27 protein-coding genes are annotated in these 26,853 nt (G+C 42.8%); 22 read left to right on the top strand and 5 right to left on the bottom strand.

The genetic code is table 11. The features are described from left to right. Positions 1–133: 133 nt before the first annotated feature. The 6 genes from nikA (at position 134) to FXF70_RS01650 (ending at position 6,584) form a co-directional block, all read left to right on the top strand. Complete coding sequence (nikA, locus tag FXF70_RS01675; protein ID WP_048002931.1) at positions 134–1,753, top strand: nickel ABC transporter substrate-binding protein; 1,620 nt, start codon at positions 134–136, stop codon at positions 1,751–1,753. An 18-nt stretch (positions 1,754–1,771) separates the two neighbouring features. Then, positions 1,772–2,716, top strand: coding sequence for a nickel ABC transporter permease subunit NikB (gene nikB, locus FXF70_RS01670; RefSeq protein ID WP_035389444.1), 945 nt, complete (start codon positions 1,772–1,774; stop codon positions 2,714–2,716). Beyond that, entirely contained in the window at positions 2,713–3,546 is an 834-nt protein-coding gene (nikC, locus tag FXF70_RS01665) for a nickel ABC transporter permease subunit NikC (protein ID WP_148779730.1), read from the top strand. Before nikB ends, nikC begins: the two co-directional genes overlap by 4 nt. A 13-nt stretch (positions 3,547–3,559) precedes the next feature. Continuing rightward, positions 3,560–4,366, top strand: coding sequence for an ABC transporter ATP-binding protein (locus tag FXF70_RS01660; protein ID WP_148779729.1), 807 nt, complete (start codon positions 3,560–3,562; stop codon positions 4,364–4,366). Positions 4,367–4,379: 13 nt separating this feature from the next. After that, entirely contained in the window at positions 4,380–5,195 is an 816-nt protein-coding gene (locus tag FXF70_RS01655; protein WP_148779728.1) for an ABC transporter ATP-binding protein, read from the top strand. Positions 5,196–5,258: 63 nt separating this feature from the next. After that, on the top strand, positions 5,259–6,584 hold the full coding sequence (locus FXF70_RS01650; protein WP_148779727.1) for an MATE family efflux transporter: 1,326 nt from the start codon (positions 5,259–5,261) through the stop codon (positions 6,582–6,584). A 24-nt stretch (positions 6,585–6,608) separates the two neighbouring features. Here FXF70_RS01650 and yvfG read toward each other — a convergent pair whose 3' ends face one another. Next, a complete protein-coding gene (gene yvfG, locus FXF70_RS01645; protein WP_017359206.1) occupies positions 6,609–6,824 on the bottom strand; it encodes a protein YvfG in 216 nt (71 codons plus the stop codon). Positions 6,825–6,894: 70 nt separating this feature from the next. On the opposite strand from yvfG, the gene rpoN reads away from it, so the two are divergent. After that, a complete protein-coding gene (gene rpoN / locus FXF70_RS01640; protein WP_148779726.1) occupies positions 6,895–8,193 on the top strand; it encodes an RNA polymerase factor sigma-54 in 1,299 nt (432 codons plus the stop codon). A gap of 173 nt (positions 8,194–8,366) precedes the next feature. Next, complete coding sequence (locus FXF70_RS01635) at positions 8,367–9,104, top strand: FadR/GntR family transcriptional regulator (RefSeq protein WP_148779725.1); 738 nt, start codon at positions 8,367–8,369, stop codon at positions 9,102–9,104. Between the two features lie 227 nt (positions 9,105–9,331). Here the strand turns inward: FXF70_RS01635 and FXF70_RS01625 are convergent, their stop codons facing one another. After that, positions 9,332–10,774, bottom strand: coding sequence for a sigma-54 interaction domain-containing protein (locus FXF70_RS01625; RefSeq protein ID WP_148779724.1), 1,443 nt, complete (start codon positions 10,772–10,774; stop codon positions 9,332–9,334). A 209-nt stretch (positions 10,775–10,983) separates the two neighbouring features. Between FXF70_RS01625 and FXF70_RS01620 the strand changes: the two genes are divergently transcribed. The 13 genes from FXF70_RS01620 to FXF70_RS01560 all read left to right on the top strand — a co-directional run bounded on the left by FXF70_RS01620 (position 10,984) and on the right by FXF70_RS01560 (position 24,495). Then, entirely contained in the window at positions 10,984–12,177 is a 1,194-nt protein-coding gene (locus tag FXF70_RS01620) for an ornithine--oxo-acid transaminase (RefSeq protein WP_050826616.1), read from the top strand. A gap of 137 nt (positions 12,178–12,314) precedes the next feature. After that, positions 12,315–13,700: an amino acid permease gene (locus FXF70_RS01615; RefSeq protein WP_048002953.1), complete on the top strand. Its 1,386-nt coding sequence runs from the start codon at positions 12,315–12,317 to the stop codon at positions 13,698–13,700. Positions 13,701–13,988: 288 nt separating this feature from the next. Next, positions 13,989–15,026 carry a sugar-binding transcriptional regulator gene (locus FXF70_RS01610; RefSeq protein WP_008347711.1) on the top strand — a complete coding sequence of 346 codons (1,038 nt, stop codon included), beginning with the start codon at positions 13,989–13,991 and terminating at the stop codon, positions 15,024–15,026. Positions 15,027–15,057: 31 nt separating this feature from the next. Then, positions 15,058–16,065, top strand: coding sequence for a type I glyceraldehyde-3-phosphate dehydrogenase (gene gap, locus FXF70_RS01605; RefSeq protein ID WP_148779723.1), 1,008 nt, complete (start codon positions 15,058–15,060; stop codon positions 16,063–16,065). Positions 16,066–16,278: 213 nt separating this feature from the next. Continuing rightward, entirely contained in the window at positions 16,279–17,463 is a 1,185-nt protein-coding gene (locus tag FXF70_RS01600) for a phosphoglycerate kinase (protein ID WP_017359212.1), read from the top strand. A gap of 30 nt (positions 17,464–17,493) precedes the next feature. Beyond that, positions 17,494–18,255 (top strand): triose-phosphate isomerase, encoded by a 762-nt coding sequence (gene tpiA / locus FXF70_RS01595; protein ID WP_060832658.1) that lies wholly within the window; start codon positions 17,494–17,496, stop codon positions 18,253–18,255. Further along, on the top strand, positions 18,248–19,783 hold the full coding sequence (gpmI, locus tag FXF70_RS01590) for a 2,3-bisphosphoglycerate-independent phosphoglycerate mutase (protein ID WP_017359214.1): 1,536 nt from the start codon (positions 18,248–18,250) through the stop codon (positions 19,781–19,783). Before tpiA ends, gpmI begins: the two co-directional genes overlap by 8 nt. Positions 19,784–19,812: 29 nt before the next feature. Then, positions 19,813–21,105 carry a phosphopyruvate hydratase gene (gene eno, locus FXF70_RS01585; RefSeq protein WP_003212752.1) on the top strand — a complete coding sequence of 431 codons (1,293 nt, stop codon included), beginning with the start codon at positions 19,813–19,815 and terminating at the stop codon, positions 21,103–21,105. Between the two features lie 280 nt (positions 21,106–21,385). Continuing rightward, complete coding sequence (locus tag FXF70_RS01580; RefSeq protein ID WP_008347702.1) at positions 21,386–21,655, top strand: hypothetical protein; 270 nt, start codon at positions 21,386–21,388, stop codon at positions 21,653–21,655. Positions 21,656–21,714: 59 nt separating this feature from the next. Then, entirely contained in the window at positions 21,715–22,482 is a 768-nt protein-coding gene (locus FXF70_RS01575) for an ATP-binding cassette domain-containing protein (protein ID WP_148779722.1), read from the top strand. Then, on the top strand, positions 22,454–23,851 hold the full coding sequence (locus FXF70_RS01570) for a hypothetical protein (protein ID WP_148779721.1): 1,398 nt from the start codon (positions 22,454–22,456) through the stop codon (positions 23,849–23,851). The genes FXF70_RS01575 and FXF70_RS01570 overlap by 29 nt, the downstream gene beginning before the upstream one ends. After that, positions 23,848–24,213: a hypothetical protein gene (locus FXF70_RS01565; RefSeq protein ID WP_046344490.1), complete on the top strand. Its 366-nt coding sequence runs from the start codon at positions 23,848–23,850 to the stop codon at positions 24,211–24,213. Before FXF70_RS01570 ends, FXF70_RS01565 begins: the two co-directional genes overlap by 4 nt. Next, on the top strand, positions 24,214–24,495 hold the full coding sequence (locus FXF70_RS01560) for a hypothetical protein (protein ID WP_008347692.1): 282 nt from the start codon (positions 24,214–24,216) through the stop codon (positions 24,493–24,495). A gap of 20 nt (positions 24,496–24,515) precedes the next feature. Here FXF70_RS01560 and FXF70_RS01555 read toward each other — a convergent pair whose 3' ends face one another. After that, the gene (locus tag FXF70_RS01555; RefSeq protein ID WP_148779720.1) at positions 24,516–24,980 is read right to left on the bottom strand and encodes a GNAT family N-acetyltransferase; all 465 of its coding nucleotides are present in this window, start codon (positions 24,978–24,980) and stop codon (positions 24,516–24,518) included. A 15-nt stretch (positions 24,981–24,995) separates the two neighbouring features. Continuing rightward, positions 24,996–25,460: a hypothetical protein gene (locus tag FXF70_RS01550; RefSeq protein ID WP_148779719.1), complete on the bottom strand. Its 465-nt coding sequence runs from the start codon at positions 25,458–25,460 to the stop codon at positions 24,996–24,998. Between the two features lie 118 nt (positions 25,461–25,578). Here FXF70_RS01550 and FXF70_RS01545 point away from each other — a divergent pair, with 118 nt between their 5' ends. Beyond that, positions 25,579–26,214 carry a MarC family protein gene (locus FXF70_RS01545; RefSeq protein WP_035389414.1) on the top strand — a complete coding sequence of 212 codons (636 nt, stop codon included), beginning with the start codon at positions 25,579–25,581 and terminating at the stop codon, positions 26,212–26,214. Positions 26,215–26,269: 55 nt separating this feature from the next. Here the strand turns inward: FXF70_RS01545 and FXF70_RS01540 are convergent, their stop codons facing one another. Continuing rightward, positions 26,270–26,806 (bottom strand): GbsR/MarR family transcriptional regulator, encoded by a 537-nt coding sequence (locus FXF70_RS01540; protein ID WP_017359221.1) that lies wholly within the window; start codon positions 26,804–26,806, stop codon positions 26,270–26,272. Positions 26,807–26,853: the final 47 nt, after the last annotated feature.

Below are 26,853 nucleotides of genomic sequence, written 5' to 3'. Positions count from 1 at the left end.
ACAAATCTCTTAATTTGTGGAATAATAAGGAATATATATTGTCATTTCATTTCAAATATGATATTGACAACAGAGTCCTTCCTCCTTAAAATGAAAATGATTATCAGCATCAATTAGGAGGAGCAACCAACTTATGTCGATTTGGAGTAATTTTCCGAAAATTAAAATAAATACAATATTACCTATCCTACTGATCTTCTTACTAGTAGGCTGTTCTCAAGCAAATAATGGAGCAGGTGGAGACAAGGATCATCCTGATATGATCACCATGGCATGGCCAAGAGATATTGGCGAAATGAATCCGCACATATACAATCCATCACAATTGTTTGCCCAATCCATGATTTACGAACCATTGGTGAGCTATCAAAAAAATGGAAAGCTTAAACCTGAATTAGCAAAATCATGGGATGTTTCCAAGGATGGCAAGGTGTATACGTTCCATCTTAGAGACAATGTCACGTTCTCAGATGGATCTAAATTTAATGCGAACATTGTGAAAAAGAATTTTGATACGATTTTAAAAAACAAAGAAGTACATAGCTGGTTAGGTGTCATAAAGAAAATTAAAAAGACAGAAGCAGTGGACAAGCAAACGTTTAAACTCACATTAACTGAGCCTTATTATCCAACTGTTCAAGAGTTAGCTGTTGTGCGCCCCGTTCGTTTCCTAGGCGAAGCAGGTTTTCCGAAAAACGGAGATACATCAAAAGGAATCGAAAAACCAGTGGGAACAGGTCCTTGGGTATTAAAGACGTACAAAAAAGATGATTACGCGATTTTTGAACGAAATGACCACTACTGGGGAGAGAAACCAAAGGTCAAAGAAATCAAAGTGAAGGTCATTCCAGATGCCGAAACAAGAGTGATGGCATTTGAAAAAGGCGATGTAGATCTACTTTACGGAGAAGGAACGATTAGCCTTGATGCTTTTAAACAACTAGAGGCGAGCGGCAAGTATGAAACGAAGATGTCAGAGCCTGTAGCCACAAGACAGCTTGTCATGAACACAAAAGTCGATCAGCTGTCAGATGAGAAAGTGCGTCACGCCCTTCAGTATGCGATCAATAAAACATCATTGGTGGAAGGTGTGACCTCTGGCTTAGAGGATGTAGCAGATCACATCTTGCCGACAAACATGCCATATACGTCAGGCATCCGGGTGAAATCTTTCCAATATGATGTGGACAAAGCGAAGGCTTTACTGGATGAAGCAGGCTGGACGCTTCCAAAAGGAAAAACCATACGCGAAAAAGACGGAAAAACGCTTGAGTTTAGTATGATGTATGACTCAGCAGAATCGATTCAAAAAACAATGGCTGAAACACTGCAGGCAGAATGGGCAGCCATTGGGGTTGGCGTCAAACTTGAAGGTGTCGAGCTGGCGACGCAGGTTCAGCGGTTTAAAGCGAACAAATTTGATATGAACTTCTTTAGCAATTACGGAGCGCCGTATGATCCGCATACATTTATGAACGTTGTCTCATCAGATGGTTTTGGATTCAAAGAGGCGATCTCAGCGTATCCGAATAAAGATAAGCTGATCAAAGAAATGACGGAGATTCCATCGACAACTAATGAAAACAAACGCAAAGCACTTTATTCGTCCGTCTTATCATCCTTGCAAGATCAAGGGGCGATTGTGCCAATCTCTTATTTTAAAAAGACAGCTGTTTATCAAAAAGATGTGAAGGACTTTGATTTCCCTGCGAATCGAGATGAACACCCTTTCACAGGCATCAAGCTGAAGTAACAGAAGGAAGGTAAGCAAATGAGCCGCTATATCATCAAACGAATGTTATCTATCATTCCTGTATTTCTACTAGCCACACTGTTCACAACTGGCATGATTCATCTGTCACCAGTTGATCCAGCGGAGGCATATTTAGCAGCGGCTCATATTCAGCCTACTGATGAGGTATTAGCCCAAAAACGAAGTGAATTTGGTTTAGATGAACCTTTTTACATGCAGTACCTTCATACGATTGAAAAAGTCGTCCGTCTTGATTTTGGGCGGTCGTATATGACCAATCAGCCTGTGCTTGATGAGGTGATCTATCGAATACCTGCGACGATTCAATTGGCGTTCACTAGTCTGCTGATCGCAATTTGTGTCAGTATTCCACTGGGCTTTTTCAGCGGGTTGAGAAAAAATGGCGTTGTAGATCATGTGAGCCGGATGATTTCTTTCCTAGGAGCATCTATCCCGACCTTTGTTTTGGGGTATTTGCTCATCTTCTTTTTTTCAGTGAAACTCGATCTTTTACCTGTTGAAGGTGTTGGTACATGGGAACATCTTGTACTGCCGTCCATTACACTGGCTGTGCCGTTAATTGCGATGTATACGAGATTATTGCGAGCGAGTGTGAGTGAGACGCTTCACGAGCCTTTTGTTCAATATGCGAGAATGAGAGGGTTAAAGGAACAATCGATTATGTTCAAACATGTCTTCAGAATGGCGATATCACCGATGCTGACAGGACTTGGCGTGAATCTTGGCAAGCTGCTCACAGGAACTATTATTGTAGAGGCTGTTTTTTCATGGCCTGGATTTGGACGATTTTTTATTGAAGCGATCTTTAACCGGGATCTGCCGGTCATTCAATTTTATGTGTTGATGGCGGCGTGTATCTTTATCTTAAGCAGCTTGATAGTTGATCTCCTTCAGCTGCTCATTGACCCCCGTATTTCTAGAAAGGAAGGCCGCCAGCCATGATGACAAAAGTAAAACATCTTTTCTATCATCAAAAGATGATCTCGATCTGTGTGCTGCTGCTCGGTCTCCTGCTCATTGTGACGATATGTGCACCATGGATCGCTCCGCATGACCCGGCGGCGGTTAATCTTGCAATGAAACTAAAGGGATCTTCATGGGAGTATCCTCTAGGCACCGATCAATTGGGAAGATGCAATTTATCTCGTATTCTATATGGTGCTCGTATTTCACTAGGCTGTGCGTTGTTAATCTTTGTTTCCTCTCTATCTATCGGTTTAATCGTAGGGCTGATATCTGGATATAAAGGCGGCTGGATCGATCACGTATTGATGAGATTGTGCGACGGGGTCATGACATTTCCGAATTTGGTACTGATCCTTGGATTAGTCGGTATTTTTGGACCGGGGCTTTCTCAAGTGGTGCTGGCTTTGATGCTTGTGCAGTGGGTGTATTATGCTCGCGTCTTTCGAGGGATGGTGCTTAGTTTAAAAGAACAAAACTTTATTGCAGCTGCGAAGATTAGTGGTACTTCCCATTGGAATATCATGAGAAAGCATATGATTCCGAATGTACTGCCGCCACTCGCGGTTGTGGGCACACTTGAAATGGGCTGGGCGATTATGGACATTTCAGCCATGTCTTTTCTAGGCTTAGGGGTTCAGCCCCCTACGCCTGAATGGGGAGCGATGATCCATGAAGGAAAATCGTATATTCAAACAAATCCTCAGCTGATGCTTTATCCGGGTCTTGTGATTATGGCTGTGGTCATTCTATTCAACTTACTGGGAGAAGCCCTTTCAGAGAAATATGGCGTCAAACGTCGTGTGTAAAGGAATGAGTCAGATGGAAGAGTCTATTTTAAACATAGAGAACCTGCATGTGCATACGAAAACGCCGCAAGGAACCATTTCTCTCGTTCAGGAAATAGCATTTGAGGTAAAGCACGGTCAAATTGTTGGATTAATTGGTGAGAGCGGATGCGGAAAAACGGTGACAAGTATGTCGATCTTAAACATGCTTGATCGAAAAACAACGGAATTGACTGGCAGTATCACTCTACAAGGTCGAGAATTGATCGGTTTGAGTGAACAGCATATGCGGTCTATTCGTGGCAAAGATCTCTCATATATCATGCAAAATCCAATGAATAGCTTTACGCCTGTATGGACAATTGGACATCAATTGATTGAAACAATCCGCCGGCATACAGCTGTCAGTAAAAGGCAGGCACGGGTCCAGGCAATTAAAGCCTTAGAGAAAATGAACCTGCCGCATCCAGATCAATTACTGAGTAAGTACCCTTTTGAATTAAGCGGGGGGATGCTCCAGCGTGTCATGATTGCTATGGCTGCCTGTATGCATCCGCCTCTGATCATCGCAGATGAACCGACAACCGCATTAGATGTACACAATCAGAAGCTGGTGCTTGAGCACTTGAATCAAATTCGTCATGAATACGGAACGGCGATTTTGCTCATTACCCACGATCTTAGTGTGATTGCGGAAATGGCAGACGTGGTCGTGGTGATGAAACAAGGAAAAATCGTTGAAAAGGCTGAAGTTCTTGAGCTTTTTGAACACCCGAAGCATGATTATACAAAGAAACTTTTAGCAGCTCGTCCATCCATGCCAGCTGTTTGCCCGATTTGAGGTGAGAAGACCGTTGCATTTAATAGAAGTGAAAGCAGTGAGTCATTCATATGGCAACCGATCGTTTCTGATGAGGACAAAAGGGAGAACCCCTGTCTTGAAAAACGTCCATTTGACCATTGAAGAAGGCACTTGTCTTGGATTATTAGGTCAAAGTGGTGCAGGGAAAAGTACACTCGGCCGCATCATCCTTGGACTAGAGAAGCCAAGTAGCGGAAAAGTTCTGTTTGAAGGTCAGGATATCATTCGTGCAGATCAGCGGACACATCAGCATTTCCGCCGACATGTACAAGCGGTATTTCAAGATTCATATTCAGCGGTGAATCCAAGGTGGACAGTGGAACAAATCTTATCTGAGCCGCTTGAAAACTATGAACCAATGAACCGTAAAAAACGTCAGCATATACTGATTCACTGGTTAGAAAGAGTAGGGCTCAGTGAGCAGGATTTGTCCAAGTACCCATACCAATTTAGCGGTGGCCAGCTACAGCGGATCAACATCGCCAGAGCACTGGTGCTTCAGCCAAAGCTCATTGTGCTGGATGAATCAGTCAGTAGCTTAGATATGGTTACGCAGGCTGTCATTTTAGATTTGTTAGTCGAATTAAAGAAAGAGCTGAAGCTTGCATACTTATTTATTACACATGATTTGACAGCGGCCTATCATTTAAGTGATCAATTAGCGATTCTTGATCAGGGTGAGCTTGTGGCTCACTTTCAATCGAAGGATGATTTCTTTATATCAGAGCACGAAGCTGTGCTGAAAATGAAGGAGGCAACGCTCGCCAGCCACCCTTTGTCTCGAACGATTGGCAGGCCGGTTCGTTAACTTTTTCATTCCCTCAATGCCTCTTTTAAGAGAGGCTATTTTTCATGAAAGGCAGGTGGCATCGTGAACCATCGAGCATATTTAGCTTTGGCGATCCCTTTAACCATTTCAACGATGACCACGCCATTACTTGGAGCTGTCGATACAGCAGTTGTTGGCCAGCTTGCCAACCCCGCTTATATAGGAGGCGTCGCAGTCGGCAGTCTCATTTTTAGTACATTGTACTGGCTGTTTGGTTTTCTGCGGGTAAGTACTTCTGCTTTTGCTGCCCAAGCAAACGGAGCGCAGAACGAGGAGCAGGGTGTTCTTGCTTTTCTAAGGCCTTTTTTGCTAGCTATTATCGTCGGACTTTGTTTTATTGCTCTTCAATGGCCCATTATTCAATCCGCATTATGGATCATCTCTCCTGCTGCTGATGTGCGCGAATATGCAGCGGACTATTTTCATATTCGGATCTGGGGAGCGCCATTTACCTTGATGAATTACGTCATACTCGGCTGGCTGATGGGGATGGCAAAAATGAAAGAAGCCCTTTCTTTACAAATTTTGATCAATGTCATGAATATGATCTTGGCATTGATCTTAGTTCATGCGTTTTCTTTTGCCGTCAAAGGTGTGGCAGCGGCGACATTGATCTCTGAACTCACTGCTTTTGTGTTAGGGGCCTGGATTATCTTGAAGCATACGTCAAACGGTTTTCGGATGCCGTCTCTTCAGCAGGTGATGGACACACGTGCAGTAAAGAAAATGTTTCATGTGAATAAAGACTTGTTTATCCGAACGATCTGTCTGCTTGTTGTGATCAACATGTTTACAGCAAAGGGAGCGTCTTTCGGAACGGAGCAATTGGCAGCGAATGCCATTTTATTTCAAATTCACTACATCATGGCCTATTTGTTCGATGGATTTGCCAATGCATCCAGTATTCTTGTCGGTAAATCAGTAGGGGCGAACGACCGAGCGCTTTATGATAAAACTTTAACCCTTTCGAGACAATGGGCAGTTGTGATGGCATGTGTCATTGCGGCAGCTTACTTTTTCTTTAAAGTACCGATTTTGAGCCTGTTTACAAATTTGCCTCAGCTTCTTGATGTGACACTGCAATATGCCGATTGGCTCGTTCTTTATCCGTTTGCTGCTTGCTTTGGTTTGGTGATTTATGGTGTATTCACAGGTGCGACAGAAATTGCTCCTGTTAGGAATTCAATGCTGTTTGCGATGATTTTGTTTGTGGCTGTTCAGGCGGCAGTCATTCCGATATGGCACAATCACGGACTATGGTTTGCCTTTATCATTTATACTGTAGGACGGTCTGGCTTTTTGATGATGTACAAATCGAAGCTGGATCAAAAGCTTTTCCTGCATGAAAAACACCCTTTGCAATCATGAGAAAGGGTGTTGTTTTTCGTCCATTTATTCGCTTTCTTTTTTCACCTTTTGGTACGCTTCATCGAGATGCTGAATTCGCTTCAAGACAACAGCATTTTTCGTCAATTGGTCCTGCACAAGTGTAGAAACCACTGAACGATAATAAGCGTTCATGGCATGAATCTTGTCTTCATGTTGATTCATGGCAATGTGCTGTTTTAAGTTATCAATAAAGTATGGAACGGAAAAAAGTTCAGACATGAACATCACTCCTATTTCGTATATACGGTCCGTCAATCTTCATGTAAAATGATGAGAGGGAGGGGAGACAATGAGCCTTAAACTGCAACAAGAACTAGTATTAAAGCAGGTACTCACACAAGAACTCAGGCAGGCGATTACGCTGCTGCAACTGAATTGTGCAGAGCTGGGTGAGTATCTTGATCAGTTAGCGCTTGAGAACCCTCTGATTGAGCGGAAAGACACGGACAGCTATCAACCAGTTTATCATAAAAGAACGCAAGATCGAATGACAGAGCCGTATCGTACGCATCAAAAAGAAAGCCTGCAAATGTATTTAAAGAGACAGGCCATTGATTTGAATTTAAGTGAAAAGAATCAAAGGATTTTTCACTTCATGATTGAGTCCATTGATTCCAATGGCTATTTAAATGAACCGGTTGACCAAATGGCCGCTGTTTTACAGGCTTCGGCAGAAGAAGTAGAAGCTGTTCTTCATCAGCTTCAATCATTAGAGCCTGCCGGTATTGGCGCTAGATCATTGCAAGAATGTATCCTGCTCCAGCTTAGACGAAAAAAGGATCGCTGGTATGAAGCAGAGCTGATCATCGAAGGGCATTTCTTTCTTTTCGCAAGGAAGGCTTGGAAGGAAATCGCGGCAAAAACAGGTATACCTTTGAAAACCCTGCAAGCCATACAAGATGAGGTGTCGCTTCTCGAACCAAGACCAGGCCTTCATTTCTCTTATGAAGAAGAGGATGTGTATATAGAACCAGATGTGTTGATTACAGCTGCGGGAGGTCACATCACATTCGAGCTGAACCAGCGTGCTTTTCCAGACATTGAAATGAATGAAGGGTATTTCGCCATGATTCAAGATCAAAAGCGGCATGAAGCATATGCATATTTAAAGGAAAAGCAGCAGCAGTACAATTGGCTTGTTCAAGCGCTGAAGCAGAGAAAACAAACGATGACAAATGTCGTTCGTGAGATTATCTTACAACAGACTGATTTTTTCCTGACCGGGAAGCATAAAATGAAACCGCTTACGATGAAGCGGGTTGCAGATATATTACAAGTGCATGAGTCGACAGTGAGTCGAACAGTCAAAGGGAAAATGGTGCAGACCCCATACGGATTAATGGAAATGAAACAGTTTTTCCAAGCGAAACTAGAAGGGCATTCTCTCGAAGAAGCATCCAGCTACACAGTGAAGACGCACATTGCAGAGCTGATTCAATCAGAAAATAAGAAAAAACCGTATTCGGATCAGCAAATCATGACGCAGCTTCAGCAAACCTTTGGTATCCGTGTCTCTCGCAGAACCATTGCCAAATATCGTGAACAAATGAACCTTCCGTCTTCCACGCTGCGGAAGCGATATGATTAAAAAGAAGCACATGCCAGAAACAATGGCACGTGCTTCTTTTTTGATGAGTGGAAGAGTGATAGAAGATTTCTTGAGAATTGAAAAAAGGGAAGACGTGTGATCTGAATTTTGGGGTAAAGTATAAGATAGGGCATGAGCCGATGGGGTAGACAACAGTGATGAGGTGAGACCAATTGAAATATAAACAAATCAAAACGAAAAAAATATATGAAGAAATTGCGGATGCATTAATCGAATCCATTCGGACGGGGGAGCTTCTTCCGGGCGAAAAATTAGACTCGGTTCAAGCACTTTCTGAAAACTTTCAAGTCAGCCGTTCCGCTGTGAGAGAAGCGCTGTCCGCTCTGAAAGCGATCGGATTAATAGAGATGAAGCAAGGAGAAGGCACATATGTGAAGCAGTTCGATCCTGAGCAGCTCACATTTTGTTTATCTCCTGCTTTTTTGATGAAGCAGCAGGATATCGCACAGCTTCTTGAAGTGAGATCAATCATTGAATCAGGTGCTGTCAAAAAGGCAGCATTGCTGCGGACAGACGATGACCTCCATCGACTGCAGGAGGCACTTGAACAAATGAAGCGTGCAGAAGCGCATAAAGAAATTGGTGAGGAGGCAGACCTCACATTTCATCTTGCCATCGCTAAAGCCTCAAAGAATCATTTACTAGCGGCGTTAATGAATCAGGTCTCAACCTTGTTAATGGAAACGATGCGAGAAACAAGAAAAGTCGTGTTATTCTCAAGAAAAGCTTCCATCCATCAGCTTTACAAGGACCATGAACGAATTTATCAAGCTATCATGGACAAACAGCCAGAAGAAGCAGAGCGGGCGATGCTCACACATTTGGAAAAAGTAGAACAACTTCTTGGTGATGTGCTGCAAGAACAGGAAGGAAAGCCAGATATACAATAAGCTGTGCCGAAAAGCGGCACAGCTCAGCGTGTAGACAAACCCTCGCATTCTTTGTCAGTCCTGCGCGCTGGTACTCACGAATGTCAAATTCGCTCCGTAAAAGTAGCTGTCCTTCCTAGACTGCAAAGGTTTTCTATCACGCTGAAAAGAAGACAAAGGGCTAAAATAAAGGTCATTTTAGCCCTTTGTCAACAATCTAAGCTGTGCCGCATAAGGGCACAGCTCTATTATTGAAGAGAAATATGCAATTTTTTCATTCGATATTGCAGACTTTGCCTGCTCATGCCCAATATCTTTGCAGTCTGTGAAATATTGTCGTCCATTTTATTTAAGTAATGGACGATGTATTGTTTTTCAAATCGTTCCATTTGGGTTTGGAAATCAGTCGTATGTTCTGAGCTCGTGTAGACGAAGGTATCAGCTGCAGCTGTAGGCTGCACCGGACTCATCTGCATGTGTTCACTAGGATGACCTTCTCCTTGCTTGAATCGGAAATGGTAAGGAAGGTGATGCAAGCTTAAGGATGTTTCGTCCATCATCATATTCATTCCAGCCTCAATCACATGCTCCAGCTCTCTTACATTACCTGGCCAATGATAAGTTTGGAACAGGGCAAGTACCTCTTCATCAGCCGCCTTCACATTCATTTGAAACAGTTCATTATATTTTTGAATAAAATGCATCACAAATGTCGGGATGTCTTCTTTTCGCTCAGAGAGCGGCGGGATAAACAAGGTGACAATGCCAAGCCGGTAAAATAAATCCTTTCGCATCCGTCCACCTGCGATCGCATCCACAGGGTCCTCATTCATATTAGCAATCACTCTCACATCAATGGCGATTTCTTTTGTACTGCCTAACCTTCTCACGCGCTTCTCCTGCAAGACGCGCAATAGTTTTGCTTGAAGAGCCGGGTGTAATGAGTTGATTTCATCTAAAAGCAGTGTACCACCTTGTGCTTGTTCGAATAGACCGGGCTGATCTGTTGCCCCTGTAAAAGCCCCTTTTTGTGTTCCGAAAAGCAGACTTTCAATCAGGTTATCAGGCAGTGCTGCACAATTCTGCGTAATAAATGGTCCAGATGAACGGCTGCTGCCATTATGAATGCTTTGTGCAAATAGCTCTTTCCCCGTCCCTGTCTCACCAACAATCAGCACATAAGAAGAGGTACGTGTGGCTCGTTTCGCATGTTCAATCACTTCTAAAAAGGCAGGACTCTCCCCAATGATTGAATCAAATGTAAAGCGTGTGTTTCCTTTTTTCTTCATATTGTGATGAATGAGCCGTTCCAGTTTCGTGACATCATTCGAAATTTCAACCGCCCCTTGAATCAGACCGTCTCGTACGAGCGGGTATGTATGGTTAATCGTTGTGATTTCTTTACTATTGTAGTTGTGATACGTCTGCTTTGCATGAACCGTCTGTTTCCCGGTTCGCAGCGCTTGGACAAGTGTACTGTGCATCTCGTCCTGAAACACAAAGAGGTCTAAGACATTTTTATAAAGGACATCAGAACGTTTTAAAGATTCGATCTCCATCATTTTTTTGTTATAAACAATGGTATTGCCATTTTCGTCAATGGCGTGAACCCCAACATCAATTAAATCGAGCATTTGTTTATATAGATCAATCTCATTTTCAAGCTTTGCGGTATGCTGATCTTTTTTCACTTGCGCCACCTCCAGACATTACCTCTATTTTACATGAAAAATTTTGCGGTTTCCTCTAAAAAAATTTGCATATGCAAAATATTTCTGCGTTAAAGGTGAGAACAATCCTAGGCACAGAGCGATCACTAAGTTGGCATGATCCTTGCATAACATAAGAGTGAAGATGAACCCCATAAAAAGAGGCAAGCTTACAGAAGGAGGAATACACGATGACACAGACAAAAGCATTGATTCATCAAACAGAACAATACGGTGCGGCGAACTATCATCCGTTGCCAATTGTGATTTCAGAGGCTGAGGGAGTGTGGGTGACTGATCCTGAGGGCAACCGCTACATGGATATGCTCAGTGCATATTCTGCAGTCAACCAAGGACATCGCCATCCCCGCATTATAGAAGCGCTTAAAACACAAGCTGACCGCGTGACACTCACATCAAGGGCCTTCCATAATGATCAGCTTGGTCCTTGGTATGAGAAGATTTGCAAATTAACGAATAAAGAGATGGCATTGCCGATGAATACAGGAGCAGAGGCTGTGGAAACGGCGATAAAGGCAGCGAGACGATGGGGCTATGATGTCAAGGGTATCGAAGAGAATCGGGCAGAAATCATTGCATGTACCGGGAATTTTCATGGTCGTACAATGACGGCTGTGTCACTTTCTTCGGAAGCAGAATATCAAAGAGGTTTCGGTCCGATGCTTCCGGGCATAAAGCTCATCCCTTATGGAGATATTGAGGCGTTACGCAAAGCGATCACTCCGCAAACAGCAGCTTTTCTCTTTGAACCGATTCAAGGGGAAGCGGGCATTGTCATGCCGCCCGAGGGCTTTATAAAAGAGGCAAAAGCGATCTGTGAGAAGGAACATGTGTTATTGATCGCAGATGAAATTCAAGTGGGATTAGCGCGGACTGGCAAGATGTTTGCATGCGACTGGGAAGGCATTGAGCCGGATATGCTGATTCTTGGTAAAGCACTTGGCGGCGGGGTATTCCCGATCTCATGTGTTGTAGCAAATCGTGATATTTTAGGTGTGTTTAACCCAGGATCTCACGGGTCTACCTTTGGCGGGAATCCTCTTGCGTGCGCAGTATCGCTAGCTGCACTAGATGTTTTAATCGACGAGAAGCTTGCCGAGCGCTCATTGGAGCTTGGGGAATATTTCAAAGACAAACTGTCACGCATTCAAAGTCCTGTCATTAAGGAAGTGCGCGGGCGTGGACTATTTATTGGAATGGAACTGACTGAGGCAGCTAGACCCTATTGCGAGAAGCTCAAGCAAGCCGGGCTGTTATGCAAAGAAACCCATGAGACAGTAATTCGATTTGCACCGCCGCTCACCATTTCAAAAGAAGACTTGGATTGGGCAATCGCTCATATCGAAGCGTTATTTCAAGCATAAATGATCAAGGGAGAAGCCTTCAAATTCTCCCTTTCTCTTTCAATGAACGGCGAATTTTGTCAAAGGTTGATGAATAGAAGAGTGAAAGTGGGGAAGCGGATTTGAAGCCAGAACAGCATAATGAACTAGAGCGTTCCATGAAAAGTAGACATCTCTTTATGATTGCCTTAGGTGGGGTCATTGGAACAGGCCTTTTCCTTGGGTCAGGACTCATTATTCATCAGGCAGGCCCAGGGGGAGCCATTCTTTCGTTTATCATTGGCGGATTGCTCATGTATTTGGTGATGCTCTGTCTTGGTGAATTAGCAGTGGCGATGCCGACAGCTGGTTCTTTTCAGGAGTATGCCACGAAGTATATTGGTCCATCCACGGGCTTTATGATCGGCTGGCTCTATTGGTTTAGCTGGGCGTGTACGATTGGACTTGAGTTTACATCAGCAGGTATTCTACTCCAAAGGTGGTTCCCAGATATCCCTGTTTGGCTTTGGTGTCTTGCCTTTAGCGTCATCTTATTTTCCATCAATGCCATCTCGGCACGCAGTTTCGCTGAAACAGAGTTCTGGTTTTCAGCCATCAAGGTTGCTGCGATCTTATTGTTTATTATCATTGGAATTGGCGCAATTTTCGGAATGATTCACTTAAAAGGCGGGGAACCTGCCCCACTATTTCGTCATTTGACGGATCATGGCGGCCTTTTTCCTAATGGTCTTTTGGCGATTTTATTAACCATGGTCACAGTCAATTTCTCCTTTCAAGGAACAGAGCTTGTAGGGATTGCAGCAGGTGAAAGTGAAAGTCCGGAAAAAACACTCCCGCGTTCTATTCGGAATATTATTTGGCGGACGATGGTCTTTTTTGTTTTATCGATTGCGGTTCTTGCAGCGCTTCTGCCATGGCAGACCGCCGGCGCAGTGGATAGTCCGTTTGTTGTGGTATTGGACAAGGTCGGCATACCATACGCTGCAGATATCATGAATTTTATTATCATTACAGCCGTCTTATCTGTAGCGAACTCTGGATTATATGCATCATCACGTATGCTATGGGCGCTTTCAAAAGACGGGAAAGGACCTGTTTTCACGAAAAAATTATCCAAGCGTAAAATCCCGATCAATGCCTTATTGGTGACAATGGGTGTATCCGCTCTATCACTGCTTACGAGTGTTGTAGCACCAAAAACGGTATATGTCTGGCTCATATCCATTTCGGGTATGGTGCTTGTCGTGGTTTGGATGTCGATTTGTTTATCCCAATACTTCTTTAGGAGACAATTCATAAAAGAGGGCGGAGATGTAAAGGATCTTGTCTTCCGAACGCCTTTTTATCCATTTGTGCCATTAGCAGGCTTTATCGCATTTGGCATTGTTCTTATCAGTTTATTCTTTATTGAGGATCAGCGGATTGGTCTTTATTGCGGAGTTCCATTTATGGCCGCCTGCTACATCATTTACTACCTCAAGATTAAACCGAAGGAAGATGCGAAACGATTTAATGAAGAGAAAGAAACGATACCGAAAACATAAGCAGGCGGCTTTTGACCGCCTGCACCTTTTCAAAGACAAATGCATTCAATATAGAAGAAAATAAATAGTTTGAAAAAAATAAAATAGCGGAAAGCTAGATGACAAGCAGGTTATCGGTCAAAATGTGTCTATTTTTTGTCTAAATGTGTTTGTAAGAGTTGAAAATGCAAGATTATCCTGTTAAAATAATTAAAGAAAGCAGGGATTGATTTTTTTTGGCTGTGGCGGGACGTTTTTTGTCACAGTGGGACGTTTTTAGTCCAACGTGAAAAGAAAGGGTCGTTAGCCATGAATCGTTTATTGGAAGCTCAAAAAAAATTATTACCAGATCTTCTCACAGTTATGCAAAAGCGCTACGACATTTTGCAGTACATCAGATTAGCTGAACCAATTGGTCGCAGAAGTCTTGCGACAAGTCTTGGTCTGAGTGAACGTATCTTAAGAGCTGAGGTTCAGTTCTTAAAGGAACAAAATCTGCTGGATGTCAAAACGAGCGGTATGATGCTGACGACTGAAGGTCATGCTTTGCTTGAAATGCTTGAAGGAATGATGAAGGACGTTTTAGGTTTAACCTTTTTGGAAAATACATTAAAGAGGAAATTAGGCCTAGAAGAAGTCATCATCGTTTCTGGTGACAGCGATGAATCCCCGTGGGTGAAGCAAGAAATGGGAAGAGCTGCTGTCCAGTGTATGAAAAAAAGGTTTACTGGAAATAATATCGTCGCCGTCACTGGCGGAACGACGATGGAAGCTGTTGCCGAAATGATGACCCCTGATGCCAAAAACAGAGACATGATGTTTGTCCCTGCGAGAGGCGGTCTTGGGGAGAATGTAAAAAATCAGGCAAACACCATTTGTGCCCACATGGCTGAAAAAGCTTCCGGTACTTACAAACTGCTGTTTGTTCCAGGACAGCTGTCAGAAGGTGCTTACTCTTCCATTATTGAAGAGCCGTCTGTCAAAGAAGTGCTTCAAACGATTAAATCATCCACGATGCTCATTCATGGAATCGGTGAAGCAAAAACAATGGCGATGAGACGAAACACACCCGCTGAAGATTTAAAAAAGATTGATGAGCATGACGCAGTGACAGAGGCTTTTGGCTATTACTTTAATCGTGATGGCGAGGTCGTCCACAAAGTGCACTCCGTCGGCATGCAGCTAGATGATTTAGAAAGCATTCCACACATCATTGCTGTTGCAGGTGGATCATCAAAGGCTGGAGCCATTGAAGCTTATTTCAAAAAACCCCGCCGAACGGTTCTCGTCACAGACGAAGGAGCCGCAAAAGAGTTATTAAGGGAGTCAATCGATCCCTCAATATAAAACATTGTGACCTATAAAAGGAGGAAACATCATGGCAGTAAAAGTCGGTATTAACGGATTTGGACGTATTGGACGTAACGTATTTCGTGCAGCATTAAACAATCCTGAAGTTGAGGTAGTAGCGGTTAACGATCTAACAGACGCTAACATGCTTGCACACCTTTTACAATATGACTCTGTTCACGGAAAACTAGATGCAGAGGTTTCTGTAGACGGTACGAACTTAGTAGTAAACGGTAAAACAATCGAAGTATCAGCTGAGCGTGACCCTGCGAAATTAAGCTGGGGTGAACAAGGCGTAGAAATCGTTGTTGAATCTACTGGATTCTTCACAAAACGTGCAGACGCTGCTAAACACTTAGAAGCTGGCGCTAAAAAAGTTATCATCTCTGCTCCTGCTAACGAAGAAGATATCACAATCGTTATGGGTGTAAACGAAGACAAATACGATGCAGCTAGCCACGATGTCATCTCTAATGCATCTTGTACAACAAACTGCTTAGCTCCATTTGCAAAAGTACTTAACGATAAATTTGGTATCAAACGCGGTATGATGACAACTGTTCACTCATACACAAATGACCAACAAATTCTTGATCTTCCGCACAAAGACTACCGTCGTGCTCGTGCAGCTGCGGAAAACATCATCCCAACTTCTACAGGTGCTGCGAAAGCTGTTTCACTTGTATTGCCTGAACTTAAAGGTAAATTAAACGGTGGCGCTATGCGTGTTCCAACACCTAACGTTTCTTTAGTTGATCTTGTTGCTGAATTAAATCAAGATGTGACAGCTGAAGACGTAAATGCAGCACTTAAAGAAGCAGCTGAAGGAGAACTTAAAGGAATCCTTGGCTACAGCGAAGAGCCATTAGTATCTGGTGACTACAATGGTAATGCAAACTCTTCAACAATCGATGCTCTTTCTACAATGGTAATGGAAGGCAGCATGGTGAAAGTCATTTCTTGGTACGATAACGAGAGTGGATATTCTCACCGCGTTGTTGACCTTGCAGCTTACATTGCAAAACAAGGTCTTTAATTTCTCACACTGAAGGAACTCACTTGGTTCTTTCCTAGAGACACGATATAATGAAGACGGACAAGGGAAGGGGAAGCATCCCTTTCCCTTTTTCTCTGTATTTATCCGTTCTGCACGATTTCTCGTTTTGATGAGGGCAAAATGGGAAAAGGATAAAGAGAGACTTGTCCAATGCGTAAGGAAACCAGAATAAAGGAGGATCTCCTGACGAGCATGAATAAGAAATCAGTAAAAGACATTGACGTAAAAGGTAAAGTTGTGTTCTGCCGCGTAGATTTTAACGTTCCAATGAAGGACGGAAAAGTGACGGATGATACTCGTATTCGCGCAGCATTACCAACGATTGAGTATTTAACAGGACAAGGCGCAAAGGTACTACTAGCTAGTCATTTGGGTCGTCCGAAAGGTCAAGTTACTGAAGAACTGCGTCTGACACCTGTAGCAAAACGTCTGCAAGAGCTTCTTGGACAAGAAGTGAAAAAAGCAGATGAAGCTTACGGCGACAACGTGAAAAAGCAAATCTCTGACTTAAAAGAAGGAGATGTGCTAGTGCTTGAAAACGTTCGTTTCTATCCTGGTGAAGAAAAGAACGATCCTGAATTATCAAAAGCGTTTGCTGATTTAGCCGATGTGTATGTCAATGATGCGTTCGGTGCTGCACACCGTGCACATGCATCCACAGCTGGTATTGCAGCGTATCTTCCGGCTGTTTCAGGCTTCCTCATGCAAAAAGAGCTTGAGGTTCTAGGGAAAGCCATTTCAAACCCTGATCGCCCATTTACAGCGATTATCGGTGGCGCAAAAGTAAAGGATAAAATCGGTGTAATTGAAAGTCTTCTTGATAAAGTGGACAACCTGATCATCGGCGGCGGACTTGCTTATACATTTGTCAAAGCACTTGGCCACGAAGTAGGAAAATCTCTATTAGAAGAAGACAAAGTAGATTTAGCGAAATCCTTTATGGACCGTGCAAAAGAAAAAGGTGTGAACTTCCTGATTCCAACAGATGTTCTGGTAGCCGACGACTTTTCAAATGATGCGAATACAAGCATTGTGCCAATCTCTGAAATTCCAAGTGATCTAGAAGCACTTGATATTGGAACAGAGACAAGAGAGAAGTATGCTGATGTCATTAAAAACAGCAAACTTGTTGTCTGGAACGGACCAATGGGTGTATTTGAAATCGATGCATTCGCTAAAGGAACAAAAGCAATCGCAGAAGCACTGGCAGAAGCAAAAGATACATATTCTGTCATTGGTGGTGGAGATTCAGCAGCAGCTGTTGAGAAATTTGGTCTTGCCGATCAGATGAGCCATATTTCTACAGGTGGCGGCGCTTCACTTGAATTTATGGAAGGCAAAGAACTTCCAGGTGTGACTGCATTAAACGATAAATAAGACCAAAACTGCTATAAGGAAGTGTCAATCATGAGAAAACCAATTATAGCTGGGAACTGGAAGATGAACAAAACACTTGGTGAAGCTGTAAGTTTCGTTGAAGAAGTCAAATCATCTATTCCATCTCCTGACAAAGTGGAATCTATTGTCTGTGCACCAGCCCTTTTCCTTGAAAAGCTGAACAGCCTTTCTAACGGAACAGACCTTAAAATTGGTGCGCAAAACATGCACTTTGAAGAAAATGGTGCATTCACTGGTGAAATCAGCCCTGCTGCGCTTAAAGATCTTGGCATCGGCTACTCAGTGATCGGTCATTCAGAGCGCCGCGAATTCTTCGCTGAAACAGATGAAACAGTGAACAAAAAAGCACATGCTGCATTCAAGCATGGCATCGTTCCAATCATCTGTGTAGGTGAAACGCTTGAAGAACGTGAAGCAGACAAAACAAACGAACTTGTCGCTGATCAAGTGAAGAAAGCACTAGCTGGTTTAACGAAGCAGCAAGTCGCTGAATCTGTGATTGCCTATGAGCCAATCTGGGCGATCGGTACAGGTAAATCTTCTACAGCGAAAGATGCAAACGATGTTTGTGCGCACATTCGCCAAACGGTTGCAAGCGAATTTGGTCAAGAAGCGGCAGACAGCCTTCGCATTCAATATGGCGGAAGCGTGAAACCTGCGAATATTAAAGAATATATGGCAGAATCCGATATTGACGGTGCTTTGGTAGGCGGCGCAAGCTTAGAACCTCAGTCTTTCGTTCAATTATTGGAGGAAGGTCAATATGAGTAAGAAACCAGCTGCATTAATCATCTTAGATGGATTCGGTTTAAGAGGCGAAACAGTCGGTAACGCTGTTGCCCAAGCAAAGAAACCGAACTTCGACCGCTACTGGAACGAATTCCCGCATCAAACCTTAACGGCTTCAGGTGAGGCAGTAGGCCTCCCAGAAGGTCAAATGGGTAACTCTGAAGTTGGGCATTTGAACATCGGTGCAGGACGCATCGTGTACCAAAGCTTAACAAGAGTGAATGTGGCCATTCGTGATGGGGAATTTGAGAAAAACGAAACGTTCCTAGATGCAATGACTTATGCAAAAGAAAATGACAAGGCGCTTCATTTATTCGGTCTCTTGTCAGACGGCGGTGTGCATAGCCACATCCAGCATCTTTTTGCCTTGCTGAAACTAGCGAAAAAAGAAGGCTTAACAAAAGTATACATTCACGGCTTCTTAGACGGACGTGATGTTGGTCAGAAGACAGCGAAAGTGTACTTAAAACAGCTTGAAGAACAAATCAAAGAAATCGGTGTCGGAGAAGTCGCAACACTTTCTGGACGCTATTACTCAATGGACCGTGACAAACGCTGGGATCGTGTGGAGAAAGCATATCGCGCGATGGCGTATGGTGAAGGCCCAAGTTATCAAAACATCTATGATGTCGTTGATGACTCCTATGAAAATGGAATCTACGATGAGTTCGTTATTCCATCTGTCATTACGAGAGAAAATGGTGAGCCGGTTGCAAAAGTAAACGACGGCGACTCTGTGATTTTCTATAACTTCCGTCCAGACCGTGCGATTCAAATTTCAAACACATTCACAAATGAAGATTTCCGCTCGTTTGACCGCGGGGAAGCACATCCGAAGGATTTACACTTCGTCTGCTTCACACACTTCAGTGAAACGGTAGATGGCTATGTGGCTTTCAAACCAGTGAATTTGGATAACACAGTAGGAGAAGTACTTTCTCAAAATGGATTGAAGCAGCTGCGGATTGCTGAAACAGAGAAATATCCTCACGTGACGTTCTTTATGAGCGGTGGACGTGAAGAAGAATTTCCTGGAGAAGACCGCATCTTAATCAATTCACCAGATGTCGCAACCTATGACCTCAAGCCAGAAATGAGCGCTTATGAGGTAAAGGATGCGCTTGTTGCAGACATCAATGCGGACAAGCATGATGCGATCATTCTGAATTTTGCTAACCCAGATATGGTGGGGCATTCAGGTATGCTTGAGCCAACAATCAAAGCCATTGAAGCAGTAGATGAGTGCTTAGGAGCTGTAGTCGACGCAATCCTAGCAAAAGGCGGACATGCCATCATCACGGCAGACCACGGTAACGCAGACGTGCTCATTACCGAAGAAGGAAAGCCGCATACTGCACATACAACGAATCCTGTGCCAGTCATCGTAACGAAAAAAGGTGCGACGCTTAGAGAAGGCGGCATTTTAGCTGATCTATCTCCAACGCTTTTAGACTTACTTGGACTTGAAAAACCAAAAGAGATGACAGGAACATCATTGATTCAAAAATAACAAATTGATTCAAAAGGAGAGAAATAACGATGCCATACATTGTTGACGTATATGCACGCGAAGTATTAGACTCTCGCGGTAACCCAACAGTTGAAGTAGAAGTTTACACAGAATCTGGCGGCTTTGGCCGTGCACTAGTACCAAGTGGTGCTTCTACTGGTGAATATGAAGCAGTAGAACTACGTGACGGAGACAAAGACCGTTACCTTGGAAAAGGTGTTTTGACAGCTGTAAACAACGTAAACGAAATCATTGCACCAGAGCTTTTAGGCTTTGATGTAACAGAACAAGTAGCGATCGACAAAATGTTAATCGAACTTGACGGAACAGAAAACAAAGGGAAATTAGGTGCAAACGCAATCCTTGGCGTATCTATCGCTGTAGCACGTGCGGCTGCTGATTTCTTACAAATTCCACTTTATCAATACCTTGGTGGATTCAACTCCAAAACGCTTCCAGTACCGATGATGAACATCGTCAACGGTGGAGAGCATGCGGATAACAACGTAGACATTCAAGAATTCATGATTATGCCTGTAGGTGCTCCAAACTTCCGTGAAGCACTTCGCATGGGCGCACAAATCTTCCATAGCCTGAAATCTGTATTAAGCGCAAAAGGCTTAAACACAGCTGTAGGTGACGAAGGTGGATTCGCTCCAAACCTTGGTTCTAACGAAGAAGCACTTCAAACAATCGTAGAAGCGATTGAAAAAGCTGGTTTCAAACCAGGTGAAGAAGTGAAACTTGCGATGGATGCTGCATCTTCTGAGTTCTATAACAAAGAAGACGGTAAATATCATTTATCAGGTGAAGGTGTTGTGAAAACATCTGCTGAAATGGTTGACTGGTATGAAGATATGGTATCGAAATACCCAATCATCTCAATCGAAGACGGCCTTGATGAAAACGACTGGGAAGGTCACAAACTATTAACTGAGCGTCTTGGCAGCAAGGTTCAGCTAGTAGGAGACGACTTGTTCGTAACAAATACGAAGAAGCTTTCTGAAGGAATCAAAAACGGCGTTGGTAACTCAATCCTCATCAAAGTAAACCAAATCGGTACATTAACTGAAACATTTGATGCAATCGAAATGGCGAAACGTGCAGGCTATACAGCTGTTATCTCTCACCGTTCTGGTGAAACAGAAGACAGCACAATTGCAGACATTGCAGTTGCAACAAACGCTGGACAAATCAAAACAGGTGCTCCGTCTCGTACGGACCGTGTGGCGAAATACAACCAATTACTTCGCATCGAAGATCAATTGGCTGAAACAGCTCAATACCACGGCATTGCTACATTCTATAACTTGAATAAGTAATGTAAAGTAACGCGCTGCGTGCGCTCTTTTGAAAAGAGCGTATCGCAGCGCTTTTTTTATGTTGAAATAAAGACGCAAAGCTGGCTCAAGCGAATAGGCTCTGCTTCCTTTGTCATATCCTATTTTTGTAAAAAATCATCCTTCAGTCAGAGGCGAAACGATGAGCTTGACGATTTATAAGCAATAAATCATGAAAATTCTTCTAAAAATATGATCTGAATTGAACTTATGCTATTTGCATGGGGGTGGTATCATTTTACATATATTAGGGGGTGATGAGATGCTGAATCCTTTTAGCCTTCGTTTTCCAGTAGGCGTGTACATGTATGTCCTTCACCTACTGGCGGCATATGATGAAAGGAAGCAACGAATTCTAACTTCTAAGAACGTACAGAAAAATGCATTTTGGATTTATGTCCTTGCCGCTATCTTAGGCATTGTGACAGCTGCAGCTTTGATTTGGGCATGCAAAACATTTGGAAAAGGCTCGAAATTTTTAGGAGAGTTCAAGTTTTTAGGCCTGTATATTAAAATCAAATGCGGCTTCTAACAAATGGTGAGAACAGATGCGAGGTCATCTGTTCTATCTGAAATAAATGGAGGGACATGATGCTGACATTACACTTAACAGAAAAAACGTATAGCCGCACCTTTTCTCTCCGCGATATTCAGTTAAATGTAGAGAAAGGACGTATGCTTCTGCTTTTGGGGCATAATGGGGCAGGAAAAACCACGATGATTCAGTCTATGTTTGGCCTGACACCATTTACGGGTGTTGTCTCTTTAGATGGTAAACAGCTGAATTTTCAATCCTCAGCACATATCTCCTTTTTGAAAGAACATGTTTCCTATATTCCTGATGATCATGCTTTGTTTGATTATTTAACGCCGAGAGAATATTTTCATTTACTCCAGCTTCCAGACAAACGAAATGGACCTCGAGAAGAGGCCTTCGTCGATCTGTTTGAGCTGAGACCTTATATGGATCAGCCAATTGCCCAGCTGTCTCATGGCAATCAAAAGAAAACCCAAATCATTTCACAGCTCCTTAGGTCTTGTGATTATTATGTATTCGACGAGCCTACAAATGGACTTGATCCAGATATGATGATCATCTTAAAAAAGGTGCTCATGAAGCTGAGAGATCAAGGTGCAGGCATTCTTATTTCTACCCATCATTTGGGCTTTGGTGAGACATTGTATGACCACCTTATGATCTTAAGAAACGGTGATATCAAGCTGGATATGTCACGTCAAGAAACAAACAAAACATTCCCTCATCAATCACTTGAGGGTATTTATAAAGAAGTGAATCAAGATTACTATATGCAGGTGGAGAGGTTGCTCAATGACTTGGACACGACACGTTCTTCATAAAATAGAATGGGGCATGCTCACAACGAAAATCAAGCAGCTCGGCAAAAAATATCCTTTGCAGCTTCTCGCCGCAGCTGTTTTTTTATTGCTGATCTACGCCATATACGTTGTCATGAGCCTGCGTTTTTTTATGCAAGTAGGGGAGAGCGAACCAGTTGCTTTATACCTTCAATTTGTGAAAATGACCCTGCTGCTTTTGGGAGCAGGTATTGTCTTTTCCCGTCATAAAATGAAGCGTCAAGAGTATCAGTTCTTCTTTTTGAATAGTGCGATGCAAAGTGTCTCATTTGTCCTTTGTGTGTATTTCTTTCCAGTGCTGTTTTGTTTCATCATGCTTGGTCTGCTTTTTTTACCCATCCTATTAGGACTGATCATTAGCGGCGTTACACTATCTTTGTATTGGATCATTGTGGTAGCGATCACTTTCTGTGGATTGGCGCTCTATACGCTTGCTTCTTGGATGCTGATACGAATTGGTGTGAGCCATTTTATATCAAAAACAAAAGAGCATTTACTGCTGCAAACGATTGGATTTGTGACGCTCGGTGCTTTCGTGTTTCTCCTTTTTCAAAAAGCGGTTGAGATGATTCACGTATGGCCGTCTATCTATCTTGTATTTCTGATGATCTTTCTATGTGCAGGGTGGTTTTGGCTGAAAGGCTTGGCGGCTTGTTATGTCAATCGGATGTTTTTGCAGCTAAAGGTAGAGGTGAAGTCGTTTTCTTACCAAAAAATCAGATCGGATTCTTCATTTTTCACACATCTGCGGCAGGAGCTTGTTTATTTTAGCCGATCAGCTGTGTTTAAAGAACAAGGTATTTTGTTCCTGTTTCTTGTCTGTTTCACGATAGGTCTCCCATTCATCTTTACTCCGGCAGAGACTGGCTGGCTGTTTGCTTTTATTGTGCAGTTTGCCTTAAAGGAGATCCTTATTATGCTACCGCTCATGATTGGCAGGGAATATCATCTCCATCAGCGAGCCATTTTTATGTTAAATACATCAAAGGGTGCCTATTTATTATCAAGAATTTTATTTTATTACACAATGAATATATTGATTTATTTTGTCTATATCGGGCTTGCTTATTTCATGATTGGGGTTGAAAGTGAAGGGCACGGTTTGGCAAGCTTGTCCATTTTATTGATTACTGTCATGGCGGCATGTGTCGGGTTTGTCGTGAAGATTAGTGATTTTAATAAACTGTTTGTGATCGTGATGATGATTGCTGTGTTCAGTATGTTGGATATGCTTTTAGTCCAGTGGCTTTCAGCAAATATCCAGCTGCTCTCAACTGCCTATATGGCTTGTTCAGCCGCATTCTTCATCTTCATATATGCTGCCATGCTAAAGAGGCCGATTGTGCGATGATGACGCTTTTATTTTGCTTAATAGCCGTTGTGCTCATTCATGAACTCGGACATATCCTGATGGTGATGGTGTGCAACAAAATCGAAAAAAACCCCATCTTTGATTATGTGGTGATGATCGATTGGAAGCACGTGTCGATTGTCCATGAGAAATTTTCACGGCCGGGTTTTAATATGATGGTCGCACTTGCAGGTCCTGTGTTTCCAGTGATCTGCTCGGGTGTGCTTTTCTTCATGTGGAGGCATCCATTGACGCATCCATTGCTGCTATTTTCTTTATTAAATACAGTAATGCTGCATCCAGCTTGCCCAGACGGGAAAAATATCATCGCCAGTTTAAAAGAGATGAAAGGAGAGAACTAAATGGTTAAAGTATTTCATTCGTTTTCTAGCGGCTTAACGCTTGCGATGCTTTATGTGTTTGCTGTGTTTATGACACCAGTATTTTTAATGCTGCTAGAGGTTCATCATGTTGAATCAAGTCCAACTCTATTTGGTATGCCATTTTATATCATGAAAATTGAACAGTATCAATTCAGCTCAGAGGCAACGCTCTTTGGGTGCGTGGTCTGTTTTTTAGCGGGTGCCGCTCTCTACTTCTTGATTCAATATGTGATTCATGCAGTGAAAAAGAGCAGAACATAAAAAAAGCAGGCTGAATGAAGTCAGTCTGCTTGAAGAACGAGTGACAACCGCACCATATCCATACACTGAATACCGTTCTCATAAATCGGTTCATCATAGTGCTTCAGAAAGAAATTGTGATCGATAGACGCCATGCGAAAACCGCATTTTTGATAAAGGGCGAGCTGCTGAATACTAGAGTTGCCTGTGCCAATTTCAATTGTATGAAAGCCAGCTGCCTTGGCTTCTGAAATAGCATGGCGGATCAGCTGCTTCCCAATTCCTCTACCTTGCCATGACTCTTTCACGGCGACATTCATGATTTCCACTGTCTGCTGAGACAGAGGCGTCAGAACATACACACCAATCATGTCCTGTTTATGAAAAGCAACATAACAAGAACCAGATTGTACATAGGCAATGACTTTTTCAGTTGAAGGGTCAGCTAATAGTAAAAGATCCATAGGAACAGATTGATCATGAGACAATGGCCGAATCTGTATCAAATCATTTCATCCTCTCTATTCTTTGATATACCCTTGTTTAACACCCCAATCATATTGATCCTGCACCCATTGAGAAGGAGGATGATGGGTGACATTTGGGTCTTTCTTAACAGTTGTTTTCCTAGTCGTTTGTGCTGCCTGCTTATTCGCTTGAGCCGTTGCTTTCGCTGATGCCAGTTCTTTTTGAAGCTGATCTATTTTTAACTCAAGCGCTTTACGCTGTTTGGTTTCTTTTTGATGCGCCTTCTTTTCTTTCTTCAGCTTGTTTGTGACGGTGGACAATTCCTTTTTTTGACCATCCATTTCATCTTTCATATCCGTTCCTTCTGACTTTAATTGTGTCAGCTGCTCATCATTCTTTCTCATTTCTTGCTGGTATTTTTTCTCTGCTGCGGTGAGCGACTGCTGCTGCCACACAATCCAGCCAGTTGCACCTAGGATGATCACAGACAGGACAATGATCGTGATGTTTTTTTTCATGTTCTATTCCCCTTTCGTTAAACCTCTATTATCATCGGTTAAAACAAACCAGGTTTTAACAGAACAAGGGAATATTCGCATCAGATTAGCAGACACTATGAAAAAAGGAGGGTGTCTGTTGATTTCCTTTATGATTCATGTCATTGTGTCATTATTTGCTGTCTCAAATCCCATTGGAAACGTGCCTCTTTTCATCACTTTAACAGAAGGCTACTCAGAAAAAGAACGCGCCCAGACGGCCAAAAAAGCGATTGTTGTGTCTTTTATGATTTTGATTGCCTTTCTTTTGGCAGGCAGGCTCATTTTCAAATTGTTTGGCATTGATATCCATGCACTCCGTATCGCCGGAGGTATTTTTATTTTTGGTATCGCTTACAATTTGCTGAATGCAAAAGAATCACATGTTCAAAACCCTCATTCGGATGAAAAGGCAGAGAGCAAAGAGAAGGCCGATGTTTCGGTGACCCCGCTCGCCATTCCGATCATTGCCGGACCTGGTACAATTGCGACTGTCATGAGCTTAACGCCAGGAAGCCACCAAGTAACGCTTCATCTGCTTGCGATTCTTATTGGCATTGTGGTTGTACTTGCCATGACCTATTATGCATTTCATTATTCAAGTTTCATTATGCGAAAAATGGGGAAAACAGAGATGAATGTCGTGACACGATTAATGGGATTGATTCTAGCTGTTGTGGCAGTTGAGATGATTGGCGCAGGGATCAAAGGGATGTTCCCAATGCTGATGTCATAAGTGTATATAAAAAAGCTGTTTTTTTCTACAAAATTGTAAAATAAAACAGCTTTTTTTAAGGTTTTGGCACATGTTGAAATACTTCTTCACTTTCAAAGAACTCAATTAAACGGCTAATCCAGTCATAATAATCGAGACTTTCCTTGATTTCTGAAAGAAGAAGATTGATTTTATCTACTGTTTCTTCTGGCAGGTCATCTTGTTCAAGCAGCTCCAGCAATTCCTTGCATGTCTTCTTATGTGCCTTGCGATTTTTGCTGACAACACGTGACCAATTGGCTGCAAACAATGAAATAAAGGTTTGATATTGATCTTGCTCAACGTCATATAAATCTTTGCGTATTCCTTTTTCATAAACCTTTTCAGCAATATTCAGATCAAGCATTTCTCGAACGACTTGACTCATTCTTGTTTTGCTCATGCCGGTCGCCTCTGAGAGCTCACCGAGCGTCATTGGTTTACGGTTCATATGAATGATACCAAGCACTCTACCCACTGTGGCAGAAAGACCAAAGGCATTCATGTTCTCGGCAGCTTTTTCAATATAATGATCCTGTGCTTTTTGAATGGCGCCTAACGCTTGCTTGTCCATTCCCCGCTTCATCCCTTCACGACTGACAATTTGTAACACAATATATC

Source organism: Bacillus sp. Y3, assembly GCF_008123875.1.
Lineage (GTDB): Bacteria > Bacillota > Bacilli > Bacillales > Bacillaceae > Bacillus > Bacillus altitudinis.
This window is presented reverse-complemented; position numbering and strand designations above follow the sequence as displayed.

Bases quoted from the DNA above. Each gene is read 5' to 3' on its own strand.
- nikA (WP_048002931.1), top strand. From the start codon at position 134: ATGTCGATTTGGAGTAATTTTCCGAAAATTAAAATAAATACAATATTA.
- nikB (WP_035389444.1), top strand. From the start codon at position 1,772: ATGAGCCGCTATATCATCAAACGAATGTTATCTATCATTCCTGTATTT.
- nikC (WP_148779730.1), top strand. From the start codon at position 2,713: ATGATGACAAAAGTAAAACATCTTTTCTATCATCAAAAGATGATCTCG.
- FXF70_RS01660 (WP_148779729.1), top strand. From the start codon at position 3,560: ATGGAAGAGTCTATTTTAAACATAGAGAACCTGCATGTGCATACGAAA.
- yvfG (WP_017359206.1), bottom strand. From the start codon at position 6,824: ATGTCTGAACTTTTTTCCGTTCCATACTTTATTGATAACTTAAAACAG.
- rpoN (WP_148779726.1), top strand. From the start codon at position 6,895: ATGAGCCTTAAACTGCAACAAGAACTAGTATTAAAGCAGGTACTCACA.
- FXF70_RS01620 (WP_050826616.1), top strand. From the start codon at position 10,984: ATGACACAGACAAAAGCATTGATTCATCAAACAGAACAATACGGTGCG.
- FXF70_RS01615 (WP_048002953.1), top strand. From the start codon at position 12,315: ATGAAAAGTAGACATCTCTTTATGATTGCCTTAGGTGGGGTCATTGGA.
- FXF70_RS01610 (WP_008347711.1), top strand. From the start codon at position 13,989: ATGAATCGTTTATTGGAAGCTCAAAAAAAATTATTACCAGATCTTCTC.
- gap (WP_148779723.1), top strand. From the start codon at position 15,058: ATGGCAGTAAAAGTCGGTATTAACGGATTTGGACGTATTGGACGTAAC.
- FXF70_RS01600 (WP_017359212.1), top strand. From the start codon at position 16,279: ATGAATAAGAAATCAGTAAAAGACATTGACGTAAAAGGTAAAGTTGTG.
- tpiA (WP_060832658.1), top strand. From the start codon at position 17,494: ATGAGAAAACCAATTATAGCTGGGAACTGGAAGATGAACAAAACACTT.
- gpmI (WP_017359214.1), top strand. From the start codon at position 18,248: ATGAGTAAGAAACCAGCTGCATTAATCATCTTAGATGGATTCGGTTTA.
- eno (WP_003212752.1), top strand. From the start codon at position 19,813: ATGCCATACATTGTTGACGTATATGCACGCGAAGTATTAGACTCTCGC.
- FXF70_RS01580 (WP_008347702.1), top strand. From the start codon at position 21,386: ATGCTGAATCCTTTTAGCCTTCGTTTTCCAGTAGGCGTGTACATGTAT.
- FXF70_RS01575 (WP_148779722.1), top strand. From the start codon at position 21,715: ATGCTGACATTACACTTAACAGAAAAAACGTATAGCCGCACCTTTTCT.
- FXF70_RS01570 (WP_148779721.1), top strand. From the start codon at position 22,454: ATGACTTGGACACGACACGTTCTTCATAAAATAGAATGGGGCATGCTC.
- FXF70_RS01565 (WP_046344490.1), top strand. From the start codon at position 23,848: ATGATGACGCTTTTATTTTGCTTAATAGCCGTTGTGCTCATTCATGAA.
- FXF70_RS01560 (WP_008347692.1), top strand. From the start codon at position 24,214: ATGGTTAAAGTATTTCATTCGTTTTCTAGCGGCTTAACGCTTGCGATG.
- FXF70_RS01550 (WP_148779719.1), bottom strand. From the start codon at position 25,460: ATGAAAAAAAACATCACGATCATTGTCCTGTCTGTGATCATCCTAGGT.
- FXF70_RS01540 (WP_017359221.1), bottom strand. From the start codon at position 26,806: ATGGACAAGCAAGCGTTAGGCGCCATTCAAAAAGCACAGGATCATTAT.